The following is a 25,135-nucleotide window of genomic DNA, read 5'->3' on the forward strand; positions in this document are numbered from 1 at the left end:
TGAATCGCCACGGATAATCTAGACACTTCCGAGCCGTTGATAATACTGGTTTTCATATTCTGTCGGTGACATATCATCGCTGGAACCATGCCGACGCTTACTGTTATAAAACATTTCGATGTAATCAAAAATATCACTGCGGGCTTCTTCCCGCGTTCCGTAGATCTTTTTCTTTATCCGTTCGCGTTTCAACAACTGGAAAAAGCTTTCTGCAACCGCATTATCATGGCAGTTACCGCGACGGCTCATGCTGCCTTCCAGGCCGTGTGATTTCAGGAACGACTGCCACTCATGGCTTGTGTACTGACTGCCCTGATCCGAATGAACCAGCACCTGTTTTTGGGGATTACGCCGCCATACAGCCATCAGCAGTGCGTTCAGGACAATGTCCTTTGTCATCCGGGATTGCATGGACCAGCCGATAATTTTGCGTGAGAACAGATCAACAACCACGGCAAGATACAGCCAGCCTTCGTGGGTCCTGATGTAGGTTATGTCCGTTACCCAACGCTCATCCGGAGCATCCGGATTGAACTGTCTCTGGAGCCTGTTGGGTGACACGATACTGGCCTCGCCTTTACGTGCCCGCGGGCTCCGGTATCCGACCTGAGCCTTTATCCCGACACGTTTCATCAGTCGCCAGACCCTGTTCACTCCGCACGGTTGCCCGCTGTCACGCAGATCCAGATGGATTTTGCGATAACCATAGACGCATCCCGATTCCAGCCAGAACTGTTTAATCTGTCCTGTCAGTCTCAGGTCTGCCTGATGGCGTTGTGAATGCGGCTGCTGAAGCCAGGCGTAAAAACCACTGGGATGAACATCCAGCACCCGACAGAGCAGGCGAACAGGCCAGCAACAGGTGTTGTCACGGATAAAGGCGTACCTCAGTCGGACAGCTTTGCGAAGTACGCCGCGGCTTTTTTTAATATGTCCCGTTCGTCGGTAACCCGCTTCAGCTCTTTCTGGAGACGGCGGATCTCGGCCTGAGCATCTGACTGTTCTTTATTTGTGGAAGAATCCGGACCGTACTTCTTTATCCAGGCGTAAAGGCTGTGGGTGGTGATATCGAGACGTGTTGCAACGCTGGCAACAGAATAACCGCGATCAACAACCTGTTTGACTGCTTCAGTTTTAAACTCTTCGGGATAACGCTTACCGCTCATGGGCACCTCTCTTTAAGCCATCTTAAATGACTCTGAGGTGTCTGTTAAACCCGTGGCGATTCAGACAAAGAGAAGACACCATTTACTAAGAGTAACGCCTTACCGACGTTTAGGCTAGGTGGTAAAGTTTTTACTTTTATCTCAACTCTTTCGGACAAAACCAAAGTTGAAGATGTTGATGCACTGTGTATCAACAAGGAACAAGAAGGCTCTATTTCGGTTCATCATACGGAGCTTGCCAGACTCAAAACCAGCACCCCTGAGCAAATCCGCAAATCCTACAGTGACCGTTGCAAAGGTTTGCAACCACTACTAGACCACCTGACAAAGCTCAAGGCCAATCTTGAGCAGGAAAGAGTCAACGCAATTAAGAACGCTTTTGACGATTACAAGACCAAACAAGCTGCGGCAGAGCTTGCTCGATCCCAAGCATTAGATGGGCATAAACTTTTGGGAATTTGCTCACCAGAATGGATAGCAATGTGGAATCACGTTAAGTCCTTTATCCAGGCTCATAATGCTGGTTTAGCTTTTCCACCGACTGAAGGTGATCCATGTCCTACCTGTCTTCAATCAATTTCAGTTGAAGCAGCTCAAAAACTAAAATCGTTCAATGACTATCTTCAAAACCAAACTCAGATTGAAGCTAATAAAGCGAAGGGAATTTTCGATCTGGCTATTAGTAACCTTAAGTTACTAAGGTTTGATCTAACGCTATATGAATATGCCTTAGATTTAATCAAGGAACATAATCCAGAGTATGCGAATAGGATTACTGACCTAAACTCAAAGCTTAAAATCTTACATGGAAACTTATTAAAAACTGAGCCAGACTTTACCCCGATCAGTCTTGAATTTAATGCAGTTAGTTGGATAAGTGGTCAAATTGCTTCTTGGAAGAAAAAAGAGGCCGAAGTAGCCACTAACGAAGGACTGGTAAAACAGATTGCTGATCTAACACTTCTAATTCAAGATCTAGAGGATAAAAGACTATTTACGTCAGCCAAACAGAATATTCTTGCTGAAATAAAACGTCGTAAAATGCTTGCCCTATACAGCAATCTATCTAGCTCTTGCCAGTCCACATCAATTACTGCGTTAACCAGTACAATAGCTAAGAGTGGTGCAATAGGCAATTTGCAAGAAGCATTCAGGAACGAATTGAAAAAGTTCGGCTTTCAAAACCTAGATGTTAGCACTGAAACTCGTGGTTCACGCGGAAAACAAATGCTAAAGCTCCACCTAACAGGTAAGTCAAATAGCATCATGGAAGTAGCTAGCGAAGGTGAACAAAAATGTGTTGCGCTGGCCAGTTTCCTTGCAGAACTAACCGTAGATGATAGGAAATCAGCGATTATTTTTGATGACCCTATCAACTCACTTGACCATAAATGGCGCCGTAAGTTTGCAGATCGCATCGTAGAGGAATCATTAACTCGACAGGTCATTGTGTTTACTCATGACATGCCATTCCTGAAAATGTTGGAAGAAGCCAGTGAGGAGGCTAAGTCAAAACTGAATCTCATCTCTATTGCAAAGTATGGTGATACTGCCGGATTCCCGTTCCCAGAGCCTCCTTGGGATGCTAAGAACACTCAATCGAGAATTGGTTTCCTGAAAAACTCATTGCCGGATCTCAAAAAGATGGAGATATCTGGTGATCTCAAATATGAGTTTCAGGTCAAACATACTTATAACCTGATGCGTGAGACGTGGGAGCGTCTTGTTGAAGAATGGTTACTAAGGAAGGTGGTAGAGCGTTTCGCTCGAGGAGTCAAGACTCAGAGCCTTAAAGAAATCATGAACGACATCACTTCTGAGGACAATGATACCATCAGTGCAGCAATGTCCAAGTGCAGCACATTCATGTATGGTCATGATAATGCAACAGGGGTAGCCGTCGATTGCCCTCGTTACAATGAGGTTGAACAAGATGTAGCTAACCTAGATACATACTTTAAGGCACTTAAGAAACGCCGTAGCTAGTAACCCGAGTGTTTCAATATCGGTGAACAGGTACCTTAATAGCAAACTAAAGGCTATACCTGTAAATAGACCCGTTTTAGTTCCATGCATTTTTTGAGATCCCGGCCAAATGATTGTGTTGCCGATATTCCTCCGGCGTCATATTGTTCAGTGATTCATGAGGGCGTTCACAGTTATATTCTGACACCCATCTTTCCGTGATTTCCCGCACTTCATTCAGCGTTCTGAACAGATAAAAATCGAGTATTTCTGTACGGTATGTTCGGTTAAAGCGCTCAATAAAAGCGTTCTGCGTCGGCTTACCCGGCTGGATAAACTCCAGTTTTACTGCATGTTTCTCTGCCCATTCAGCCAGTGCCAGTGAGATAAATTCCGGACCGTTATCCATACGTAGCATGACCGGATAGCCGCGATTTGCCGCAATCCTGTCGAGTACACGGACCACGCGCAGAGCTGGCAGATTCAGATCGATTTCAATCGACAACGCCTCACGGTTAAAGTCATCAACGACATTGAACGTGCGAAAACGACGGCCACAGACCAGGGCATCATGCATAAAATCAACAGACCAGCTCTGGTTCAGTGCTTCCGGCGTGGCCAGTGGCGAAGGATTACGCACCGGCAACCGCTGTTTGCCCTTTCGGCGAAAATTCAGCTTCAGCAGACAATAAATACGATGGATCCTTTTGTGATTCCACGGGTGTCCCTGCCGCCGCAACACCTGGAAAAGTTTTGGAAAACCGTATCGTGGGTATCGCTCTGCCACTGCCTGTAACGCGACAATAACGGGTTCGTCACGCGTGGGATCCGGGCGGTAATGGTAAACCGTTCTGCTCAGGTTCAGACTCCGGCAGGCCTGACGGATACTGAGTCCGAATGTCGTTACCAGATGAGTGACCAGCTCACGCTTAAAGGCTGGTTTTAAAGCTTTTTTTCGATAACGTCTTTCAGCGCCCGGTTCTCAAGGCTCAGGTCGGCAAACATCTGTTTGAGACGTCGGTTCTCGTCCTCAAGATCTTTGATCTTTTTAATATCAGAAGCCTCCATGCCGCCGTATCTGGACTTCCAGTTGTAGTAGGTGGCTTCAGAAATACCGGCCTCCCGGCAGACATCTTTAACAGTTCGTCCGGTTTCAACCGACTTAATCACAGCGATAATCTGATGCTCAGTAAAACGGGCTTTACGCATAGCGATCTCCTTCGTTGGCAGATTGATTATGCCGGATGATCTCTAAATGTGAATGGCACGATTATGCGGGCTACTTACACAGCCACTTCTGAGAAAATCCGTTCTTTCCACTGGCAATCAACGTACTCCATGAAACCCCATTCGATTAACTTAGGGTGGATGACTACCTGCCTTGTAGCGTTCTCAGTTTTCCCCTGCCCGCCTTCAGCAATTAGGAAATAGAAAACGTAAAGCTCCCCTTTTTGCAACGATGGAGTAGATGTTCACATATTGCTGTGCTGAGTATCCTTATAATGAGCATGTATTTAGGATTCACCATATCCATTCGATGAACCAAGAACCAACAGTACCTCTAAGCTTTCGATTTTTTCTTGCAACTTTTGCTGTCATATAGCGTCACAGAAATAGGTTCCCCCTCTTTATTCTCAACGGATACTAAAACAACGGCATTTTTACTCATAATCAGAGGTCTAATCGCCAAGTTATTACAAACGAGTAGACCTTTTATACCGTAGTCATCCTTAGCCACTTCATTGATAAATTTTTCATCATTGGAATCCACTCGAACAGCGTAGGTCAAAGAATCAATGCTCTGTGGTGGAAGCTTCACAACCCCCTTACTGGTTTCCATAGATGGAATATACCCATTCAGGGTTGAAATTTTCACACTAGTAACAGTAAACACCCCCTTTAATAAATCAGGGGGGAGATCCAAGGACGGTTTATGGTTATCAGCATGATCACCAGCAAAAGCTACAGCCCCCACGAAGCAAGATAACAGTATTATTCGTTTCATTGTTTTGTCATTTTATTCGTCGATTGATGTAACACATTGAGTTATACACACTGAGGATATTCGGTGTCATACAAGAAGTACAACACCGACAACACCAAAAATCCAACTTATTGATTTAAAAAGAAAAAATAAAAGACTTGTGCGCCTTCACAGGCGTCGAACAGGAGAATCAACGGCGCCAGTCAGCGCCATTTTAAGGCCGCGTAGTATAGCGGTTCGCGCCCTTATAAGAAAGGTTTAACGTCACCAACACCTTCGCGCAATACCACCGGGGAATCGTCGGTTAAATCGATGACCGTGGTCGGCTGTTGGCCAAGATATCCACCATGGATAATCAAATCCACCTGTTTCTCCAGACGGTCTTTAATTTCTTCCGGATCTGACTCAGTAAATTCACTGCCCGGCAACATCAGTGATGTGGAGAGCATCGGCTCGCCCAGCGCTTCAAGCAGCGCCAGTGCAATCGGGTTCGAGGGTACACGCAGGCCGATGGTCTTACGTTTTTCCTGCAACAAGCGGCGCGGAACCTCTTTTGTCCCCTTCAGGATGAAGGTGTAGTTGCCCGGCGTGTTGTTTTTGATCAAACGGAAGGCCACGTTGTCGACAAACGAATAGGTCGACAATTCGGACAGGTCACGGCACATCAGCGTAAAGTTGTGCCCGTCCGGCAGGTGACGGATGCGGCAAATGCGCTCCATTGCACCTTTATCTTCAATTTTACAACCCAACGCATAGCCGGAATCGGTTGGATAGACGATCACCCCACCTTTCCGCACGATATCAACGGCCTGGTTGATCAGTCGCTGCTGCGGGTTTTCGGGATGAATATAAAAAAACTGGCTCATACTTTCCTCTCTGTGGTCTCGGGCTGTTCCCAAAGCTGCCAGACGCCTTCTACGCCTGCGGGCAGCCATAGTTTACGACCCAGTTCAATCCACGGGCAGGGTAGATGAAAATCCGACCCTTGCGATGCCCACAGTTGATGCTGACGCGCAAGCGTCGCCAGATGGGTTCGTTCATTGGGAGACTGCTGGCACTGTGCCACCTCCATCGCGTCACCGCGATGTTCAGCAAAATGCGCAACCAGTCTTTTCAGCCACTTAGCGCTAAGATCGTACCGCCCTGGATGAGCCAGAACTGCCTTACCGCCAGAATGATGAATGACATCAATAGCTTGTTCTATTGTACACCACTGTGGCGGAACGTAACCGGTTTTCCCACGGGCAAGATATTTTTTAAAGACATCCGCCATGGTTGTGGCTTTGCCACATTCCACCAGGAAACGCGCAAAATGCCCCCGTGTAACCACCCCGCCATCGGCCAGTCGCAGCGCCCCTTCCCATGCGCCGGGAATGTGCGCTTTGTCGAGTCGTTCAGCAATCAGACGCGCGCGCTGCTGGCGACGTTCCGTCTGTTGCGCCAGAAAGTCGCGCATCACTGGATGCGCGATATCAATGTTCAGACCCACTATATGGATCTCATGATTTTCCCAGACCGTTGATATCTCAACGCCAGAGATCAAATTTAACGCTAAACCTGAACGTGAAATTTCTTCTCTTGCCGCCGCAATACCCGCCGTGGTGTCATGATCGGTGATCGCCAGTGTACCGACTCGCATCTCTACCGCACGGTGTACTAAGGCTTCTGGCGTTAATCGCCCATCAGAAGCTGTCGTATGGCTGTGCAGGTCATAAATCACTGCGTAATTCGTGTCGCTCAAGGCGTCTCCCGTTTCAATAAATGTCGTAACACGCCCATCATAGCGGTTTCGACAAATATACTGAAATCAGGTGTTGACTTTACTCCATCGAACTAGTTAACTAGTACGCAAGTTCACATGAAGAAGGTATCTGAGATGAAAACAACATTTTTCCTGCACGGTTGGTGGCGCACTTCCTGATTTCGGGCAGTGTCTTACGTCTGCAATATGCAACCAGATACCCGGCCCGCCACATGAGCGGGCTTTTTTTTGAACAAAATTAATGAGAATAACGATGCAAACTCAAAAACCGACACTCGAACTGCTTGCCTGCGATGCCGCCTACCGTGAGAACCCGACGGCGTTGTTTCATCAGGTGTGTGGCGCACGTCCGGCAACGCTGCTGTTGGAATCTGCAGATATCGACAGCAAAGACGATCTGAAGAGCCTGCTGCTGGTCGACAGCGCGTTGCGCATTACCGCCATCAGTGACACTGTCACCATCCAGGCATTATCCGCAAACGGCGCATCGCTGCTGCCCCTGCTGGATGCGGCCCTGCCAGCTGGCGTTGAGAACGAACAACAGCCCAATGGCCGTCATCTGCGGTTCCCTGCCGTCAGCCCGCTGCTGGATGAAGACGCCCGTTTATGTTCCCTTTCCGTATTTGATGCGTTCCGTTTATTGCAGGAACTGGTTAATGTTCCGGCGCACGAACGTGAAGCAATGTTCTTCGGCGGTCTGTTTTCCTACGACCTGGTGGCCGGATTTGAAGATTTACCCCAGCTTGAGGCGGGTAACCGTTGCCCGGACTACTGCTTCTATCTGGCAGAAACGCTGATGGTTATCGACCACCAGAAAAAAAGCACCCGCATTCAGGCCAGCGTTTTTACCCCAAGCGTTGCAGAAAAACAGCGTCTAAACGCCCGTCTGACGCAACTGAGCCAACAGCTTACCGAACCTGCACCGCCGCTGCCCGTTACTGAAGTCCCGCAGATGCGCTGCGAATGCAATCAGAGCGATGAAGAGTTCGGTGCCGTGGTGCGCGGCCTGCAAAAAGCGATTCGCGCAGGTGAAATTTTCCAGGTGGTTCCATCTCGTCGTTTCTCGCTGCCCTGCCCGTCGCCGCTGGCTGCCTACTATGTACTGAAGAAAAGTAACCCCAGCCCGTACATGTTTTTCATGCAGGACAACGCGTTCACGCTGTTTGGCGCTTCACCGGAAAGCTCGTTGAAATACGATGCCACCAGCCGCCAGATTGAAATCTATCCCATTGCCGGGACTCGCCCACGCGGTCGTCGGGCGGATGGTTCGCTTGACCGCGATCTCGACAGTCGTATCGAGCTGGAGATGCGTACCGATCATAAAGAACTTTCCGAACACTTGATGCTGGTTGACCTGGCGCGTAACGATCTCGCACGCATCTGTACGCCGGGCAGCCGCTACGTTGCTGATCTCACCAAAGTGGATCGCTATTCCTTCGTGATGCACCTGGTTTCCCGCGTCGTCGGCGAGCTACGTAGCGATCTGGATGTACTGCATGCTTACCGCGCCTGTATGAACATGGGCACGCTGAGCGGCGCGCCGAAAGTTCGCGCTATGCAGCTTATCGCCGAGGCCGAAGGTCGCCGTCGTGGCAGCTATGGCGGCGCCGTAGGTTACTTCACCGCCCATGGCGACCTTGATACCTGCATTGTGATCCGTTCCGCCCTGGTAGAAGACGGTATCGCCACCGTGCAGGCCGGTGCCGGGATTGTTCTGGATTCTGTTCCGCAGTCTGAAGCCGATGAAACCCGTAATAAAGCGCGTGCCGTTTTGCGTGCGATCGCCACCGCGCACCATGCACAGGAGACTTTCTAATGGCTGACATTCTGCTGCTCGATAACATCGACTCATTTACCTACAACCTGGCAGATCAGCTGCGCACTAACGGTCACAACGTGGTGATTTACCGCAACCATATTCCGGCCCAGACGTTGATTGACCGTTTAGCGACGATGAAAAATCCGGTGCTGATGCTTTCTCCTGGTCCTGGCGCACCAAGTGAAGCAGGCTGCATGCCAGAGCTGTTAACCCGCCTGCGCGGCAAACTGCCCATTATCGGTATTTGTCTGGGGCATCAGGCGATTGTTGAGGCCTATGGTGGATATGTGGGTCAGGCAGGGGAAATCCTGCACGGCAAAGCCTCCAGCATTGAACACGATGGCCAGGCGATGTTCGCCGGTCTGGCAAATCCGCTGCCGGTAGCGCGCTATCACTCGCTGGTCGGCAGCAACGTACCGGCCGGACTGACCATTAACGCGCATTTTAACGGTATGGTCATGGCCGTTCGTCACGATACCGATCGCGTATGCGGCTTCCAGTTCCATCCGGAATCGATTCTGACCACTCAGGGCGCGCGTCTGCTGGAGCAAACGCTGGCCTGGGCGCAACAGAAGCTTGAACAGACCAATACGCTGCAACCTATTCTGGAGAAACTGTATCAGGCGCAGACGCTGTCTCAGCAGGAAAGCCACCAGTTGTTCTCTGCCGTGGTCCGCGGTGAACTGAAGCCGGAACAGCTGGCAGCAGCGCTGGTGAGCATGAAAATTCGTGGCGAGCATCCGAATGAAATTGCCGGTGCGGCAACCGCGCTGCTGGAAAATGCAGCCCCATTCCCGCGCCCGGATTATCTGTTTGCCGACATTGTCGGAACCGGCGGTGACGGCAGTAACAGTATCAATATTTCCACCGCCAGTGCGTTTGTCGCGGCGGCTTGCGGACTGAAAGTCGCCAAACATGGTAACCGCAGCGTTTCCAGCAAATCGGGATCTTCGGATCTGCTGGCAGCATTTGGTATCAATCTGGATATGAACGCCGATAAATCCCGCCAGGCGCTTGACGATCTCGGCGTGTGCTTCCTGTTTGCGCCGAAATACCACACCGGTTTTCGCCATGCCATGCCGGTACGCCAACAGTTAAAAACCCGCACGCTGTTTAACGTGCTCGGCCCGTTGATTAACCCGGCACATCCGCCGCTGGCGCTGATCGGCGTTTACAGCCCGGAACTGGTGCTGCCAATTGCCGAAACGCTGCGCGTGCTCGGATATCAGCGAGCAGCCGTGGTGCACAGCGGCGGAATGGATGAAGTTTCACTGCATGCGCCAACCATAGTGGCAGAACTGCATGATGGCGAAATCAAGAGCTATCAACTGACGGCAGAAGACTTTGGCCTGACGCCATATCATCAGGAACAGTTGGCTGGCGGCACGCCGGAAGAAAACCGTGACATTCTGAGTCGCTTGTTACAAGGTAAAGGTGAGGCCGCACATGAAGCTGCTGTTGCCGCAAATGTCGCCATGTTAATGCGCCTGCACGGTGAAGAAGACTTAAAAGCCAACGCGCAAACCGTGATTAATGTGCTGCGCAGCGGTGCGGCTTACGACCGTGTTACTGCACTGGCAGCGAGAGGGTAAATGATGCAAACCGTTTTAGCGAAAATTGTCGCTGACAAGGCGATTTGGGTAGAAGCCCGCAAACAGCAACAACCGCTGGCCAGCTTTCAAAATGATGTTCAACCCAGCACGCGTGATTTCTACGATGCGCTGCAAGGAACACGTACCGCTTTTATTCTGGAGTGCAAAAAAGCCTCTCCGTCAAAAGGCGTGATCCGTGATGACTTCGATCCGGCACAGATTGCGGGCGTATATAAACATTATGCTTCCGCGATTTCCGTGCTGACGGACGAGAAATATTTTCAGGGTAGCTTTGATTTTCTGCCCATCGTCAGTCGCATCGCACCACAGCCGATCCTGTGTAAAGACTTTATTATCGATCCTTACCAGATTTACCTGGCGCGTTTCTACCAGGCGGACGCCTGCCTGCTGATGTTGTCGGTTTTGGATGATGAACAGTATCGTCAGCTCGCTGCCGTCGCCCACAGTCTGAAAATGGGCGTGCTGACCGAGGTCAGCAATGAAGAAGAGCTGGAGCGCGCCATTGCGCTGGGGGCAAAAGTCGTCGGTATTAACAACCGTGATTTGCGTGACCTGTCGATTGACCTCAACCGTACTCGCCAGCTTGCACCACGTTTGGGTCATGGCGTCACCGTCATCAGTGAATCCGGGATCAACACCTATGGTCAGGTTCGCGAACTCAGCCATTTCGCCAACGGATTTCTGATAGGCTCTGCGCTGATGTCCCATGATGACCTGCATACCGCCGTGCGTCGTGTTTTGCTTGGCGAAAATAAAGTCTGCGGACTGACTCGTGCACAGGATGCAAAAGCAGCGTACGAATCTGGGGCCATTTATGGCGGCGTAATTTTTGTCCCGACCTCACCACGCGCTGTCAGCGTTGAACAGGCGCGAGACGTTATGACGGGTGCGCCGTTACAGTACGTCGGCGTGTTCCGTAACACTGACATCGCAGACGTCCACGAAAAAGTCACCGCACTGTCGCTGGCCGCTGTACAACTACATGGAAGCGAAGATCAGGCCTATGTCGATGCTCTGCGCAATATACTGCCCGCGCAGGTGCAAATCTGGAAGGCACTGAGCGTTGGCGAATCACTGCCTGCTCGTCGCTATCAACATATTGATAAATACATTTTTGATAACGGCCAGGGCGGCAGCGGTAAACGCTTTGACTGGTCGCTGCTGAGCGGACAATCGCTGGATAACGTTTTACTGGCTGGCGGACTGGGCGCAGATAACTGCGTCGACGCGGCTAAAACCGGCTGTGCCGGGCTCGATTTCAATTCTGGCGTAGAGTCACAGCCGGGCATCAAAGATGCGCGTCTTCTGGCTTCAGTCTTTCAGACGCTGCGCGCATATTAAGGAAAAGGACATGACAACATTACTCAATCCGTATTTTGGTGAATTTGGCGGTATGTATGTGCCACAGATTCTGATGCCTGCGCTGCGCCAACTGGAAGAAGCGTTCGTCAGTGCACAAAAAGACCCTGAGTTTCAGGCACAGTTTACAGACCTGCTGAAAAACTATGCTGGTCGCCCAACTGCGCTGACCAAATGCCAGAACATTACTCAAGGCACCAGCACCACGTTGTACCTTAAACGTGAAGATTTGCTGCACGGCGGCGCGCACAAAACCAACCAGGTGCTGGGCCAGGCGTTGCTGGCGAAGCGTATGGGTAAAACCGAGATCATCGCCGAAACCGGCGCGGGTCAGCATGGTGTGGCGTCTGCCCTTGCCAGCGCCTTGCTGGGTTTAAAGTGCCGTATTTATATGGGTGCGAAAGACGTCGAGCGTCAGTCTCCGAACGTTTTCCGTATGCGTCTGATGGGGGCTGAGGTTATTCCGGTACACAGCGGCTCTGCCACATTGAAAGATGCCTGTAACGAAGCGTTGCGCGACTGGTCTGGCAGTTACGATACCGCGCACTATATGCTGGGTACGGCGGCAGGCCCGCATCCTTTCCCGACTATCGTACGCGAATTCCAGCGCATGATTGGTGAAGAAACAAAAGCACAAATTCTGGAAAAAGAAGGCCGTCTGCCGGATGCCGTGATCGCCTGTGTCGGCGGCGGCTCGAACGCGATCGGCATGTTCGCCGATTTTATTAATGAAACCAGCGTTGGTCTGATTGGCGTTGAGCCCGGTGGTCACGGGATCGAATCCGGCGAGCACGGGGCACCGCTGAAACATGGTCGTGTTGGGATTTACTTCGGCATGAAGTCGCCAATGATGCAGACCTCTGAAGGGCAAATTGAAGAGTCCTATTCCATTTCTGCGGGACTGGACTTCCCGTCAGTCGGGCCACAGCACGCTTATCTGAACAGTATCGGACGCGCTGACTATGTTTCGATTACTGATGATGAAGCACTGGAAGCCTTCAAAACGCTGTGTCTGCACGAGGGGATTATCCCGGCGCTGGAGTCCTCCCATGCCCTGGCACATGCGTTGAAAATGATGCGTGAAAACCCGGAGAAAGAACAATTACTGGTGGTCAACCTCTCTGGTCGCGGCGACAAAGACATTTTCACCGTACACGATATTCTGAAAGCGCGAGGGGAAATCTGATGGAACGTTATGAAAACCTGTTTGCACAACTGAAGGACCGCAAAGAAGGCGCTTTTGTCCCCTTCGTGACCCTGGGCGATCCGTCTGTTGAACAGTCACTGAAAATCATTGATACGCTGATCGAAGCGGGTGCCGATGCGCTTGAGCTGGGTATTCCGTTCTCCGACCCGCTGGCCGACGGCCCAACCATTCAGGAAGCGACGTTACGTGCGTTCGCGGCAGGCGTCACGCCGTCGCAATGCTTTGAAATGTTGGCGCTGATTCGGCAAAAACACCCAACCATTCCAATTGGTTTACTGATGTATGCCAACCTGGTGTTCAGCAAGGGTATTGACGAATTTTACGCACAGTGTGAGAAGGTCGGCGTAGATTCGGTGTTAGTCGCCGATGTGCCGGTTGAAGAATCTGCGCCATTCAGAATGGCGGCATTACGTCATAATGTCGCGCCAATTTTCATTTGCCCACCTAACGCTGACGAAGAGTTGCTGCGCCAGATTGCCGCTCATGGTCGCGGTTATACCTATTTATTGTCACGCGCAGGCGTTACGGGTGCCGAAAATCGTGCAGCGTTGCCGTTGCATCATCTGGTCGAAAAGCTGAAAGAATTCAATGCCCCACCTTCTCTACAGGGCTTTGGTATCTCTGCACCGGAGCAGGTGACAGGCGCCATTGAAGCAGGTGCTGCGGGGGCTATTTCCGGATCGGCGATTGTCAAAATCATTGAGAAAAATGTTGCAGCACCAGAGCAAATGCTGGCTGAGTTGAAAGCCTTTGTCAGTGCAATGAAAGCTGCGACCCATCAGTAAGCTGAAATAACCGCCAGAGACTTCTGGCGGTTTTACTCCCTGGCCTGCTTCATTTTGTACATGGCAGTATCCGCATTCTGGATTGCCGCATCCAGCTCACCCTTCACCTCTGCAATCCCCCACGACACTGACAAGGGAATAGTGTTGCCGTCCACCACAAATACATGGCTGGTCACCTGTCCGCTTATACGCTGCGCGATCGCGATAGCATCACTGGCCTGAGAGCGAAACAGCAGGATCATAAATTCATCTCCACCGGTGCGGATCACAAGATCGTGGCTGGTACGGGTGTTAGACAACATTCTGTTGGCGATAATTTGCAGCGCGCGGTCCCCGGCCGCGTGGCCCCAGGTATCATTGACAGCCTTAAACTTATTGCAATCCAGTAGCACTACCGAGCAATGTGACAAATCCCGGCGCTTGATGATGTCGAGAATTCGGCGATTAAAGCAGCCAGTGAGCGTATCAATATAAACTTTCAGGTCGCTTTCATTCAGCCACGACTTCAGCGAGAAACTGATCATAATAAAGAAGAATGGTGCCAGCAGTATCACAATTCCGGCGTGCGTATCGCGCGCCATAAAACGCCCTAATGCTATCGAATAGTGCAGCGCATATTTTTCTGAAAAATTGCGCACCAAATAGCTGGATTGTCCCGCACATATGCCGGATAAGCAGAGGCTCTCTTGGTTGGTTAAATTCACTAACTCCACGTTCAATCCAGGAAGGATTTGATTATCAAACGCCTCGGCCAACGCTTCCTGCAGCTCGGGTTTCGAATGATCATAGACCAGATAGGCCACGATTTGGTCTGATATCTCTTTACCCGACAGATCGTAGATATAGCTCACCACGCTGTAGGCTTTTTCACCAGTAATTTTATCGGTATAGAAGTTTGTTGAACTGAGGGCTTTATTTTTGACGTTTTTTTGCAACAACCGGGTATAGAAATCGGCGGGCGGATAGAAAAAATGCGTGATATCCATCGCCATTTCGGAGTCAGAAAAACTGAAATTGCGCGAGTCGGAAGCCATAAACCAGTAAAAATAATCTGAATTGCTGGCGATGATGTAACGGTGCGCATCAAAGCTGCCTGGGTTTAGCTCATTAACCATTCCACGAATAAACTCCGCTGCAGTATACATACACAGCGCGTTATGGCTGGGTTGCTGAGCAATAATCGTCCCTGTTGCGGAATGAACCCGCTTTGGGTCGGCGTTAATTCCCCATTCATCTTTATTTCGCGGAACAAACTGCGCCATAACACCACACTGTTCGCCGGTTTTGATGTGGTAGTAACGCTCGCCAATCGCATCGGCAATCAGTTCATTATCGTTAAAAATGTCCAACATGTGAGCTTGCAGGCGGCTCACACCTTCACTGGCGGCCGCCATACGCTGTTCATAAATGATAAACAGAAACAACGAGGTAAAAACCAACGTAATGAGCCCGGATACCAGCAGAGCCTGCCTGTTTCGGAGCTTATCCTGCACAATCTTCACGAGTCCACCCCGATAGTTAACAGTATTACCAAACCGGTTACCCGTTTATGTTGTTGCATAACAGCGTTGTATATGGATAAAAATGTTAACCATCCAGAGACTAATGAGTTGAATAGTCAGCGCACGCGTGCACGAAAGTTACAGACTTATACAATAAAAGCGCACTTTTGTTAACATAAATGCAAACTAATCATCACCTTCAATCGGATACCCTGCCCGACGAATGGCCTCGCGGCAGTCGCTCACACCTGCGGCATAGCCCGCTTCAATCTCGCAAACCGGGCTGGCGCTGCAATAAGGTAGTGTGATTTGTGTGGCGATGACCTTTTCCAGGGCTTCCACCCTGCTCATGTAATTCAATAATTCGCGCGCAGCATACACGGCAAACTCTGTCGTATCATCGTCTATCGATGCTTCCATAAGGGAAATTTTTTGTTGTAGCACCTGACGCGTCAATATCATCGTCAATACCCTCAAAGCCAGTTTGCTTAAAGAGTAGCATTACATCAAAGGGGAGAAAGTCGGGAAGGGAAAAAGAGAGGAGAAAAAGCTGGCCGCGAAACGACCAGCCTTTGAGACTGGAATCACTGACTTAAAAACGATAACCCGCAGAGAACATAAACACCCACGGATCAAGGCGTACGCTGTCGCGCTGCTGGACGCCACCCATTTTATAGCTCGCGGTGGTGTCGATATCCATGTACCAGACTGACATGTTAAGCAGCCAGTCGCGGTTGATCAGATAGTCCATACCGACCTGTCCTGCTGCACCCCAGGAGTCTTTCAGGCTCAGATCGGATAAACCTGCTTCTTTCCCGTTGTTGTTAAAACCTTCATCAAAGAAAGTCGTGTAGTTCACACCCACGCCAACGTAAGGACGCAGTTTGCTGCTGGAATCGCCAAAGTACCACTGCGCCATTAACGTCGGCGGTAAATGATGAACGGTGGCAATATCACCGGTTGCCCCGGTGCCGATCTTATGACGGAACGGTGTGGCTGCCAGTAATTCAACGCCAATATTGTCGGTTGCCATATAGGTGAATGTCAGGCCCAGCTGCGTATTGTTGCTGACATCAAAGCCACCCAGGCTTCCCAGCGTACCACCCGCGCCTTCCGTCGGTCTGACGGTAGCCGATCCTGCTCGAATAAAGAACTCTCCGGCCTCATGCGCAAATGCGTTCCCAGAGAGAAGAGTTGTTAAAGCCAATGCTGCAACTGTTAATTTTTTCATGTCCGCTCCATCGTTATGGTTATAAAAGCGGAACGAATATACCCACAATGGAGTAATAAGTGATCTAACCTGGATCACATTGAGTTTGATAATTTAACATTTATTGATCCAGATTAAGTTAGAACTTGCATTCAAAATCCTGGTTAAATTAATTCAGATCAATTTTGATATATTTTCACTATGCAAGTACCTTTAGCTCCAACGCGAAGCGTTGGTTATTTGAACGTGATGTACAGAGAACAAACAACGATGTTGCAAGATGCTGAAGTCCTGGCCAAAAATTACCGGAGCTTTACAAAGATATGCCTTTCCATACATCGTACGATGCTGCCACTGTAGAGTTATCCAGGGTACAATTGCGCGCAAATGAACACCTGCAAAACTCAAGGAGAGTGCATGTCTATCACGGCGAAATCCGTTTACCGTGACACGGGAAACTTTTTCCGTAATCAATTCATTACCATCTTGCTGGTATCATTATTGTGCGCGTTTATCACAGTGGTGCTAGGGCATGCCTTTTCTCCCAGCGACGCGCAAATCGCGCAACTGAGCGAAGGGGATCAGCTAACCAGCAGTGTGGGCCTGTTCGATCTGGTACAGAATATGACGCCGGAGCAGCAGCAAATTTTGCTACGCGCTTCTGCTGCATCGACGTTTTCAGGGCTAATTGGTAATGCCATCCTTGCAGGAGGCATCATCCTGATGATTCAACTGATTTCGGCAGGTCATCGGGTTAGCGCATTACGCGCCATTGGCGCCAGCGCGCCGGTATTACCTAAATTGTTTATTCTGATTTTTCTGACTACCCTGCTGGTACAGGTCGGTATTATGCTGGTTGTCGTGCCCGGTATTCTGCTGGCTATCTTGCTGGCTCTCGCGCCGGTGATGGTCGTGCAGGATAAAATGGGCGTCTTTGCCGCTATGCGCAACAGTATGCGTCTGGCGTGGTCTAATATGCGACTGGTAGCGCCGGCAGTAATCGGTTGGTTACTGGCAAAAACGCTGCTGTTGCTTTTTGCGCCAAGTTTTGCAGTACTAACGCCAAACGTAGGCGCGGTATTGGCGAATACGCTGAGCAATATGATCTCTGCTGTGCTGCTGATCTATTTGTTCCGTCTGTATATGCTGATTCGTCAATAAACCCTGAACGCATGCCGGGTGTGTTACCCAATGCTTTTTGATTACGGACTCGAAGAATGAAGCAGTTTCTTGATTTTTTACCGCTGGTTGTCTTTTTTGCTTTTTATAAGCTCTATGACATCTACGCGGCAACCTCGGCGCTTATTGTCGCAACAGCTGTGGTGTTGATTTACAGTTGGGTTCGCTATCGCAAAGTCGAGAAGATGGCGTTAATCACCTTTGTTCTGGTTGCTGTCTTCGGTGGCCTGACCATTTTCTTCCACAACGATGAATTCATTAAGTGGAAGGTTACGGTGATTTACGGACTGTTTGCCGGTGCACTGCTGGTTAGCCAGTGGGTGATGAAAAAGCCGTTGATTCAGCGCATGTTAGGAAAAGAGCTGACGCTGCCGCAGCCGGTATGGTCGAAGCTAAATCTGGCCTGGGCCGTCTTCTTCATCCTGTGTGGATTGGCCAATATCTACATTGCGTTTTGGCTGCCGCAGAACATTTGGGTCAACTTCAAAGTGTTCGGATTAACCGCCCTGACCTTATTCTTCACGTTGCTGAGCGGAATCTATATCTACCGCCATCTGCCGCAGGAAGATAAATCGTAATAAGTGTTCGCCAGATCTGCGGATCTGGCGAATTTTTATCCACCTGCGTTCTTCGTGGCACACAAGCTGGTTTACATCCCCTCCGCGCACTGCATCCCCTCTGTTCTCCGCTCGTAAATTCTAGTAGCATCCCGCCTGTAATCTTTCTCTACAGTCGGTTCTACAATGACAACAACGAATAACACCCCCCAAGGTGAACTGGTTTTACGCACTCTGGCCATGCCTGCCGATACCAATGCTAACGGTGATATTTTTGGCGGCTGGCTGATGTCACAGATGGATATTGGTGGCGCTATTCAGGCCAAAGAGATCGCACACGGTCGCGTGGTGACGGTGCGAGTTGAAGGAATGAGCTTTTTGCGCCCGGTTGCCGTGGGTGATGTGGTCTGTTGCTACGCACGCTGCGTAAAACGCGGGACGACGTCAATCAGCATTAATATTGAAGTCTGGGTGAAGAAAGTCGCTTCGGAACCTATTGGCCAGCGTTACAAAGCCACTGAAGCCCTGTTTATCTACGTCGCTGTAGATAAAGACGGTAAACCCCGTCCGATACCTAAACAGGTCTGATAACTGCGTTGACACCGTTATCAGACCTGCTTGCCGGAGAAGGCCTGACGCCGCCTCCGGCACGCCAGTTACTCAATCTGCGCCGTACCGTTCAGACGGAAAACGATATTCACCACCAGGCCAGATCCCGGTTTGCCCGTCTCATAACGCCATCTGCGCATCGCATTTTTCACTTCACGCTCAAACATGTTGGCAGGCTGTGCGGAAAGCACTTCAACATTCTCCACACGGCCATCTGATGTCACATCAAACTTGACCTTCACCCGACCTTCAATGCGCAGAGCCTGCGCGCGCGCCGGATACTGTGGCTGATTACGACTTAAGGCGCGTGGCCCAGAGGGTGCACTAACCGCAGGTTTACTGGTTGCTGGCGCGGTGCTGGTCGTTGCCGGACGAGCAGGCGCTGTGTTCTCAAACGGCGATGCTGGACGCGACTCAACCGGTTTCACGTCACGTTTGGGCTGCTCTTCAACCTTTTTCACCGGTTTTGGCTTCGGTTTTGGCTTAGGCTTCGGTTTCTCAATCACCACCGGCGCCTCTTTTGGCGGTTCCGGTATAGGTTCCGGTTCCGGTTCAGGCTCAACGACAGGCTCCGGCGGTGGCTGAACTGCCTGAGGTGGTTCAAGATCGGCAGGTGCGACCATCGTGATGGAGATCGGCTGCGCGGGTGCAGGCAGTTCAATAACCTGATGTACCGAGGTATACAGCAGACCCGCCACTACAGCGCCGTGAATGCCGACGGAAAGTAACGTCGGCCAGGGAAAGCGACGAGGTAAATCAAGGGTCATTGCAGTCATAATCGTTTCAGTTATAAAACCAGGCCTCGATTTTAAATGCAAATAGCAATCATATTCAATAAGCCCATGACAGTAAGCCGCATTTAAAACGCAATTTCATGTGAAAAAACCATTATCTTAATATGGCCTTAACAAAGCTATTATCTTTACGTTGCAGTTACCAGGGCTTTCCAATAACGTAAACGCGACATTTACCGATCAAGGAGCTTTACCCGTGCTGTACGTTATTTATGCTCAAGATATCGCAGATTCTCTCGAAAAACGTCTTTCCGTGCGCCCTGCTCACCTGGCCCGTCTGCAACTCCTCCAGGATGAAGGTCGTCTACTGACAGCAGGCCCCATGCCAGCGGTCGACAGTAACGATCCTGGTGCGGCGGGATTTAGCGGATCGACGGTGATTGCAGAATTTGAATCTTTAGAGGCAGCGCAGGCGTGGGCAGATGCCGACCCGTATGTGGCTGCAGGAGTTTATGCGCAGGTTTCGGTCAAACCGTACAAAAAAGTATTTTAAGAAACAGAACTGACAGGAATACATTGGGCACCATCAGTGGTGCCCTTTTTGGATCAAATGCTGTAGATCGCAAACAGCAACGAATTTCGTTGATGATTGAGAATGCATTTTCTGATGGAGTGGATACGCATGTTACGGCGCGATTGCCCTTCAAGCCAACGTGCTTTACGGCGGCTAGCCTGACGCAGCATCCGCCAGCGTCCCACTTCCGTTCTACTACGCTTCATGTTAACTACTCTTCCAGTCACAGAGCGGGCATTATACCCCCAGACTGCATGCAGACCAGTGGTTTTCCCGTGTTTTTATTTGCCAGATGAATCTTGATGCGTAAACTCTTAACAATACGCTTTCAAAAGGATTTTTAAATTTATGACAACCTTCTACACCGTGGTGAGTTGGCTGGTCATTCTGGGTTACTGGGTACTCATTGCTGGCGTAACGTTGCGCATTCTGATGAAGCGACGCGCAGTACCTTCCGCAATGGCCTGGCTTTTGATCATCTATATACTGCCATTGGTAGGGATTATTGCTTATCTGTCCTTTGGTGAACTCCACCTGGGCAAACGCCGCGCCGAGCGCGCCAGAGCGATGTGGCCTTCAACAGCCAAATGGCTGAACGATCTCAAAGCCTGCAAACATATTTTCGCGCAAGAAAACAGCAGCGTTGCCTCCTCATTATTTAAGTTATGCGAGCGTCGCCAGGGCATTGCTGGTGTTAAGGGTAATCAGCTGCAGCTACTCACCAACTCTGATGACGTGATGCAGGCGTTAATCCGCGACATTCAGCTGGCGCGTCACAACATTGAGATGGTGTTCTACATCTGGCAACCTGGCGGTATGGCCGATCAGGTCGCGGAATCATTAATGGCCGCCGCCAGACGGGGGATTCACTGTCGTTTGATGCTGGACTCCGCCGGCAGCGTGGCATTCTTCCGTAGTCCGTGGGCGGCGATGATGCGCAATGCGGGTATCGAGGTGGTCGAAGCGCTGAAGGTTAACCTGATGCGTGTATTTTTACGCCGTATGGACCTGCGCCAGCATCGTAAAATGATCATGATCGACAACTACATCGCCTACACCGGTAGCATGAATATGGTCGATCCGCGTTTCTTTAAACAGGATGCTGGTGTCGGACAATGGGTTGACCTGATGGCGAGAATGGAAGGCCCGGTGGCCACTGCCATGGGGATCGTCTACTCCTGCGACTGGGAAATTGAAACCGGTAAACGTATTTTACCGCCGCCTCCCGATGTCAACATTATGCCGTTTGAGCAGGCCAGCGGGCACACCATTCACACTATTGCCTCCGGTCCAGGCTTCCCTGAAGACTTGATCCATCAGGCCTTATTGACCGCCGCATATTCTGCTCGTGAATATTTAATCATGACCACCCCCTACTTCGTTCCCAGTGACGATCTGCTGCACGCCATCTGTACGGCAGCGCAGCGTGGTGTAGATGTCAGCATCATTCTTCCACGCAAGAATGACTCGATGCTGGTTGGCTGGGCAAGCCGGGCTTTTTTCACCGAGTTGCTGGCGGCAGGCGTGAAAATCTACCAGTTCGAAGGTGGGTTGTTACATACCAAGAGCGTGCTGGTCGATGGCGAATTGAGTCTGGTCGGTACTGTTAACCTGGATATGCGCAGCCTGTGGCTGAATTTTGAGATCACACTGGTGATTGACGATGCCGGATTCGGCGGTGACCTCGCCGCGGTACAGGATGATTATATTTCGCGTTCTCGCCTGCTAGATGCACGTTTGTGGGTAAAACGACCACTCTGGCAGCGTATCGCTGAGCGACTGTTTTACTTCTTTAGCCCGTTGCTGTAAAACGTGCCCATCAGACAGTAAACAGGTAGTCATTATGGATATGGATTTGAACAACCGCCTGACCGAAGACGAAACGCTCGAGCAGGCTTATGACATTTTTCTCGAACTGGCGGCGGACAATCTCGATCCGGCCGACATTCTTCTGTTCAATTTGCAGTTTGAAGAGCGTGGCGGTGCAGAGTTATTCGACCCTGCACAAGACTGGCAGGAGCACGTTGATTTTGACCTGAATCCTGACTTCTTCGCCGAAGTGGTGATTGGTCTGGCAGACTCAGAAGACGGCGAGATTAACGATATTTTTGCGCGTGTTCTGTTATGCCGCGAAAAAGATCACAAACTCTGCCACATTCTCTGGCGCGAATAATGAAAACAAAAAGCTGCTCTCGCAGCTTTTTTTATTTCTAGTCAGGCAATTTGCTTCCGCAACGATTACAAAATTGCGCGCTGTGCTCATGCTGGCTTTGTTGGCACTGTGGACATTTGCGCTGATTTTGCCGGTGCTGAAACGCACTACTCATGTGTGTTGTTATCAATCCGGTCGGGATTGCAATAACCGAATAACCAATCAGGATCAGCACTGACGCAACCATGCGGCCAAGCGGTGTATGCGGGGTAATATCACCATAGCCAACAGTTGTAACCGTAACGATTGCCCAATATACCGACGCATTCAGCGTAGTAAAACCATATTTCGGGCCTTCAATCAGGTACATCAGGGCGCCAAAGACAATCATCAGAATGGCAATAAACGAGTAAAACAGCATCAACTGATGACGGGCACTTTTAATTGCGCTCCAGAACACACGCAGCGACGGCATAAATCGCAGCAGTTTGAGTATTCGCAGTACACGCAGCACGCGCATCGCTCGCCAGGCGAAAACATAACTCAGACTAATTTCCGGCCATAGCCACATCACATACAGTGGCAGAATCGTCGCGAGATCGATAATTCCCCAGAAGCTAAACACATATTTTGCAGGATTGGCCCAGCAGCACAATCTGAGCAGATATTCGAGGGTAAAGACCAGCGTAATAAAGACTTCCAGCCAGACAAAAATATGCCATTCATCATAGGTTAAATGGTATTGCGTCCCAACCCCAGACTCAATGAAGATAACAATCACGCTCAGCAATGCGAACAGTGCGCACATGCCTTCAAAACGGCGCCCCGAGCGTGTGTCTAAATCAAATAATGTACGATAGAGAGTACGGCGAACAGAAGAGACTAAGCCTGACACATTTACCTCACCAAAAAGAAGGGCTGACAGTGTGTCAGCCCTCTCGATTATAGCGGGTCTACTTTTAAGCAGGAAACCGCGTGTCGGAAACTCCCTTCAAGTACAGGACGCGTTTTCGCGCATTCTGGGCCGGCGATCGGACAACGCGTGCGGAACACACACCCCGAAGGAGGATTAATCGGGGAAGGTAACTCACCTTCCAGCAGTTGGATAACCTTGTTCCTCTCCATATCAGGATCGGGAATTGGCACCGCTGACATTAGCGCCTTGGTATAAGGATGCAGCGGATTATGGTACACCTCGTCATAGGTTCCTAGCTCCACCGCATGTCCGAGATACATCACCAGCACGCGATCGGAAATATGCTTAACCACCGCCAGGTCGTGGGCAATGAAGATGAGCGATAATCCCATTTCACGCTGTAGCTGTTGCAACAGGTTAACAACCTGCGCCTGAATTGATACGTCCAGCGCGGATACGGGCTCATCACAAATTATCAGCTTCGGCTCAAGGATCAGTGCACGGGCAATCCCAATACGCTGACACTGACCACCGGAAAACTCATGTGGGTAGCGGTTAAGCAGATTCGGTAGCAAGCCAACCTTCATCATCATCGCCTTCACACGGTCACGGACTTCCTGACCTGGCAGGTTCGGATGATAAGTCCGCAGCGGTTCGGCAATAATTTCACCAATGGTCATACGCGGGTTTAACGATGCCAGCGGATCCTGGAAAATCATCTGGATGTCACTGCGCACTGCCCGCCACTCATCGGGTTTCATACCCAGCAAATCTTTACCCAGCCAGGCCACCTTTCCATCGGTGGCTTTCACCAGGCCGATAATCGCACGGGCAAAGGTCGATTTCCCGCAGCCTGATTCGCCGACCACGCCCAGGGTTTCGCCTTCATACAGTCGTAGGGTCACGCCATCAACCGCTTTTAGGGTCTTAGCCGGCTGCCAGAACCACTGCTTACCGTCTTTAATGTCGAAATGGACTTTCAGATCAGCAATTTCAAGGAGCACTTTTCGTTGTTCGGTCACCGCATTCATACCAGTTCCTCCACCGGTTTAAAGCAGGCGCGCAGACGTCCCGGACTAAACTCTTCCAGTGGCGGAGCACTGTTACAGATTTCCATGGCATGCGGGCAACGGGGCTGGAACGGGCAACCTTTCGGTAAACGCAACAGGTTCGGCGGATTACCCGGGATAGTCAGCATTTCTTCCCCTTCGGCATCCAGACGCGGGACGGCATTAAGCAGGCCAATCGAATACGGATGAACCGGCTTATAAAAGACATCGCGCGCACTACCATATTCCATGGTTCGTCCGGCGTACATCACCAGAACTTTATCGCAAATACCGGCCACAACGCCAAGGTCGTGGGTGATCATGATAATCGCCGTGTTGAATTCGCTTTTCAGTTCATTCAGCAGCGTCATAATTTGCGCTTGTACCGTCACATCGAGCGCGGTAGTCGGCTCATCGGCTATCAGCAGTTTTGGCCTGCACAGAAGCGCCATGGCGATCATCACACGCTGACGCATACCGCCGGAGAATTCATGCGGATACATTTTCATACGCTTACGCGCTTCCGGCATCTTCACCGCATCCAGCATCCTGACCGACTCTTCAAAGGCTTCCGCTTTGCTCATACCTTTATGCAGCATCAGAACTTCCATCAACTGCTCGCCGACGCGCATGTACGGATTGAGAGATGTCATCGGGTCCTGGAAAATCATCGAGATTTGCTCGGCGCGCAGTTTGTTGAGCTCGCGCTCCGGTAAGTTCAGGATCTCGCGACCGTTGAATGTAGCGGAACCGCCAATACGGCCATTTGCGGCCAACAGGCCCATCAAGGCAAATGCAGTCTGCGACTTACCTGAACCAGACTCACCAACAATACCCAGCGTTTCCCCGGCGCGTAGTGAAAAGTTTAAATCGTTTACTGCAGTAACATCACCATCTGGGGTGGCAAACGTCACACGCAGATCGGTAACGTTCAGCAATGCGTTAGCCTGTTGTTGCGCGAGCGGCGCGGTTGAGGTCTCAATTACGCTCATG

The 25,135-nt window shown here is 50.5% G+C and carries 26 protein-coding genes, 2 pseudogenes and 1 other annotated feature; of the genes and pseudogenes, 14 read left to right on the plus strand and 14 right to left on the minus strand.

Annotated elements, in window-relative coordinates; translation table 11 throughout:
* Nucleotides 1–18: 18 nt before the first annotated feature.
* Nucleotides 19–1,166, minus strand: a protein-coding gene (locus OGX91_RS21820) for an IS3 family transposase (protein ID WP_123652889.1) whose coding sequence is annotated in 2 segments (ribosomal slippage) — nt 19–929 and nt 929–1,166 — 1,149 coding nt in all. Because the reading frame shifts where the segments join, the coding sequence is not laid out codon by codon here.
* 300 nt (nt 1,167–1,466) lie between these two features.
* Between OGX91_RS21820 and OGX91_RS21825 the strand changes: the two genes are divergently transcribed.
* A complete protein-coding gene (locus tag OGX91_RS21825; protein ID WP_286627307.1) occupies nt 1,467–3,152 on the plus strand; it encodes an AAA family ATPase in 1,686 nt (561 codons plus the stop codon).
* A gap of 76 nt (nt 3,153–3,228) precedes the next feature.
* On the opposite strand, the gene OGX91_RS21830 is transcribed toward OGX91_RS21825, so the two are convergent.
* The 5 genes and pseudogenes from OGX91_RS21830 to rnm form a co-directional block, all read right to left on the minus strand.
* Nucleotides 3,229–4,340, minus strand: a protein-coding gene (locus OGX91_RS21830) for an IS3 family transposase (RefSeq protein ID WP_085951609.1) whose coding sequence is annotated in 2 segments (ribosomal slippage) — nt 3,229–4,079 and nt 4,079–4,340 — 1,113 coding nt in all. Because the reading frame shifts where the segments join, the coding sequence is not laid out codon by codon here.
* Between the two features lie 80 nt (nt 4,341–4,420).
* Nucleotides 4,421–4,564: pseudogene (locus OGX91_RS21835) on the minus strand (integrase); the annotation flags it as partial.
* A gap of 128 nt (nt 4,565–4,692) precedes the next feature.
* Nucleotides 4,693–5,136 carry a hypothetical protein gene (locus OGX91_RS21840; protein WP_286627308.1) on the minus strand — a complete coding sequence of 148 codons (444 nt, stop codon included), beginning with the start codon at nt 5,134–5,136 and terminating at the stop codon, nt 4,693–4,695.
* A gap of 224 nt (nt 5,137–5,360) precedes the next feature.
* The gene (locus tag OGX91_RS21845; protein ID WP_005126434.1) at nt 5,361–5,981 is read right to left on the minus strand and encodes an L-threonylcarbamoyladenylate synthase; all 621 of its coding nucleotides are present in this window, start codon (nt 5,979–5,981) and stop codon (nt 5,361–5,363) included.
* Nucleotides 5,978–6,856 (minus strand): RNase RNM, encoded by an 879-nt coding sequence (gene rnm, locus OGX91_RS21850; protein ID WP_182290413.1) that lies wholly within the window; start codon nt 6,854–6,856, stop codon nt 5,978–5,980. Before rnm ends, OGX91_RS21845 begins: the two co-directional genes overlap by 4 nt.
* A 135-nt stretch (nt 6,857–6,991) precedes the next feature.
* On the opposite strand from rnm, the gene trpL reads away from it, so the two are divergent.
* From trpL to trpA, 6 genes are all read left to right on the plus strand, one after another.
* Entirely contained in the window at nt 6,992–7,036 is a 45-nt protein-coding gene (trpL, locus tag OGX91_RS24115; RefSeq protein WP_223236815.1) for a trp operon leader peptide, read from the plus strand.
* Nucleotides 7,013–7,107 (plus strand) — a sequence feature (Trp leader region). (Overlaps the previous gene by 24 nt.)
* Before the next feature lie 23 nt (nt 7,108–7,130).
* A complete protein-coding gene (locus OGX91_RS21855; protein ID WP_188231658.1) occupies nt 7,131–8,693 on the plus strand; it encodes an anthranilate synthase component 1 in 1,563 nt (520 codons plus the stop codon).
* Nucleotides 8,693–10,288, plus strand: coding sequence for a bifunctional anthranilate synthase glutamate amidotransferase component TrpG/anthranilate phosphoribosyltransferase TrpD (trpD, locus tag OGX91_RS21860; protein WP_003020639.1), 1,596 nt, complete (start codon nt 8,693–8,695; stop codon nt 10,286–10,288). Before OGX91_RS21855 ends, trpD begins: the two co-directional genes overlap by 1 nt.
* Nucleotides 10,289–10,291: 3 nt before the next feature.
* Nucleotides 10,292–11,650, plus strand: a complete 1,359-nt coding sequence (gene trpCF / locus OGX91_RS21865) for a bifunctional indole-3-glycerol-phosphate synthase TrpC/phosphoribosylanthranilate isomerase TrpF (RefSeq protein ID WP_005126431.1) — start codon at nt 10,292–10,294, stop codon at nt 11,648–11,650.
* 10 nt (nt 11,651–11,660) lie between these two features.
* Nucleotides 11,661–12,854, plus strand: a complete 1,194-nt coding sequence (gene trpB / locus OGX91_RS21870) for a tryptophan synthase subunit beta (RefSeq protein WP_286627309.1) — start codon at nt 11,661–11,663, stop codon at nt 12,852–12,854.
* Nucleotides 12,854–13,660 (plus strand): tryptophan synthase subunit alpha, encoded by an 807-nt coding sequence (trpA, locus tag OGX91_RS21875; protein ID WP_005126426.1) that lies wholly within the window; start codon nt 12,854–12,856, stop codon nt 13,658–13,660. The genes trpB and trpA overlap by 1 nt, the downstream gene beginning before the upstream one ends.
* 32 nt (nt 13,661–13,692) lie before the next feature.
* On the opposite strand, the gene OGX91_RS21880 is transcribed toward trpA, so the two are convergent.
* From OGX91_RS21880 to ompW, 3 genes are all read right to left on the minus strand, one after another.
* Nucleotides 13,693–15,162 carry a GGDEF domain-containing protein gene (locus OGX91_RS21880; protein ID WP_286627310.1) on the minus strand — a complete coding sequence of 490 codons (1,470 nt, stop codon included), beginning with the start codon at nt 15,160–15,162 and terminating at the stop codon, nt 13,693–13,695.
* Nucleotides 15,163–15,348: 186 nt separating this feature from the next.
* Nucleotides 15,349–15,624, minus strand: coding sequence for a hypothetical protein (locus tag OGX91_RS21885; RefSeq protein ID WP_286627311.1), 276 nt, complete (start codon nt 15,622–15,624; stop codon nt 15,349–15,351).
* Between the two features lie 130 nt (nt 15,625–15,754).
* On the minus strand, nt 15,755–16,393 hold the full coding sequence (gene ompW / locus OGX91_RS21890) for an outer membrane protein OmpW (RefSeq protein WP_286627312.1): 639 nt from the start codon (nt 16,391–16,393) through the stop codon (nt 15,755–15,757).
* Between the two features lie 281 nt (nt 16,394–16,674).
* Here ompW and OGX91_RS21895 point away from each other — a divergent pair.
* The 4 genes and pseudogenes from OGX91_RS21895 to yciA form a co-directional block, all read left to right on the plus strand.
* A pseudogene (locus OGX91_RS21895) lies at nt 16,675–16,761 on the plus strand (YkgJ family cysteine cluster protein); the annotation flags it as partial.
* A 28-nt stretch (nt 16,762–16,789) separates the two neighbouring features.
* The gene (locus tag OGX91_RS21900) at nt 16,790–17,533 is read left to right on the plus strand and encodes a YciC family protein (protein ID WP_040233207.1); all 744 of its coding nucleotides are present in this window, start codon (nt 16,790–16,792) and stop codon (nt 17,531–17,533) included.
* Between the two features lie 56 nt (nt 17,534–17,589).
* On the plus strand, nt 17,590–18,129 hold the full coding sequence (locus tag OGX91_RS21905) for a septation protein A (RefSeq protein WP_005126421.1): 540 nt from the start codon (nt 17,590–17,592) through the stop codon (nt 18,127–18,129).
* Nucleotides 18,130–18,294: 165 nt separating this feature from the next.
* Complete coding sequence (gene yciA / locus OGX91_RS21910) at nt 18,295–18,696, plus strand: acyl-CoA thioester hydrolase YciA (protein WP_005126419.1); 402 nt, start codon at nt 18,295–18,297, stop codon at nt 18,694–18,696.
* Between the two features lie 68 nt (nt 18,697–18,764).
* Here the strand turns inward: yciA and tonB are convergent, their stop codons facing one another.
* Entirely contained in the window at nt 18,765–19,493 is a 729-nt protein-coding gene (gene tonB, locus OGX91_RS21915; protein WP_199946988.1) for a TonB system transport protein TonB, read from the minus strand.
* 214 nt (nt 19,494–19,707) lie between these two features.
* Here tonB and OGX91_RS21920 point away from each other — a divergent pair, with 214 nt between their 5' ends.
* Entirely contained in the window at nt 19,708–20,004 is a 297-nt protein-coding gene (locus OGX91_RS21920) for a YciI family protein (RefSeq protein ID WP_005126415.1), read from the plus strand.
* A 53-nt stretch (nt 20,005–20,057) separates the two neighbouring features.
* On the opposite strand, the gene OGX91_RS21925 is transcribed toward OGX91_RS21920, so the two are convergent.
* Nucleotides 20,058–20,231, minus strand: a complete 174-nt coding sequence (locus tag OGX91_RS21925) for a YciY family protein (protein WP_005126414.1) — start codon at nt 20,229–20,231, stop codon at nt 20,058–20,060.
* Between the two features lie 142 nt (nt 20,232–20,373).
* On the opposite strand from OGX91_RS21925, the gene cls reads away from it, so the two are divergent.
* Both cls and OGX91_RS21935 read left to right on the plus strand, forming a co-directional pair.
* Nucleotides 20,374–21,834 carry a cardiolipin synthase gene (gene cls, locus OGX91_RS21930; RefSeq protein ID WP_040233209.1) on the plus strand — a complete coding sequence of 487 codons (1,461 nt, stop codon included), beginning with the start codon at nt 20,374–20,376 and terminating at the stop codon, nt 21,832–21,834.
* 34 nt (nt 21,835–21,868) lie between these two features.
* Nucleotides 21,869–22,198, plus strand: coding sequence for an HI1450 family dsDNA-mimic protein (locus OGX91_RS21935; RefSeq protein WP_040233211.1), 330 nt, complete (start codon nt 21,869–21,871; stop codon nt 22,196–22,198).
* Between the two features lie 37 nt (nt 22,199–22,235).
* Here OGX91_RS21935 and OGX91_RS21940 read toward each other — a convergent pair whose 3' ends face one another.
* Genes OGX91_RS21940 through oppD form a run of 3 tightly spaced genes read right to left on the minus strand, consistent with a single transcriptional unit; the run spans nt 22,236 to nt 25,134 of the window.
* On the minus strand, nt 22,236–23,072 hold the full coding sequence (locus OGX91_RS21940; RefSeq protein WP_137381706.1) for an ion transporter: 837 nt from the start codon (nt 23,070–23,072) through the stop codon (nt 22,236–22,238).
* Nucleotides 23,073–23,119: 47 nt separating this feature from the next.
* The gene (gene oppF / locus OGX91_RS21945) at nt 23,120–24,124 is read right to left on the minus strand and encodes a murein tripeptide/oligopeptide ABC transporter ATP-binding protein OppF (RefSeq protein ID WP_286627313.1); all 1,005 of its coding nucleotides are present in this window, start codon (nt 24,122–24,124) and stop codon (nt 23,120–23,122) included.
* Nucleotides 24,121–25,134 carry a murein tripeptide/oligopeptide ABC transporter ATP-binding protein OppD gene (gene oppD, locus OGX91_RS21950; protein ID WP_005126407.1) on the minus strand — a complete coding sequence of 338 codons (1,014 nt, stop codon included), beginning with the start codon at nt 25,132–25,134 and terminating at the stop codon, nt 24,121–24,123. Before oppD ends, oppF begins: the two co-directional genes overlap by 4 nt.
* Nucleotide 25,135 lies beyond the last annotated feature (1 nt).

Source organism: Citrobacter sp. Cpa228 (assembly GCF_030333085.1).
Lineage (GTDB): Bacteria > Pseudomonadota > Gammaproteobacteria > Enterobacterales > Enterobacteriaceae > Citrobacter > Citrobacter pasteurii.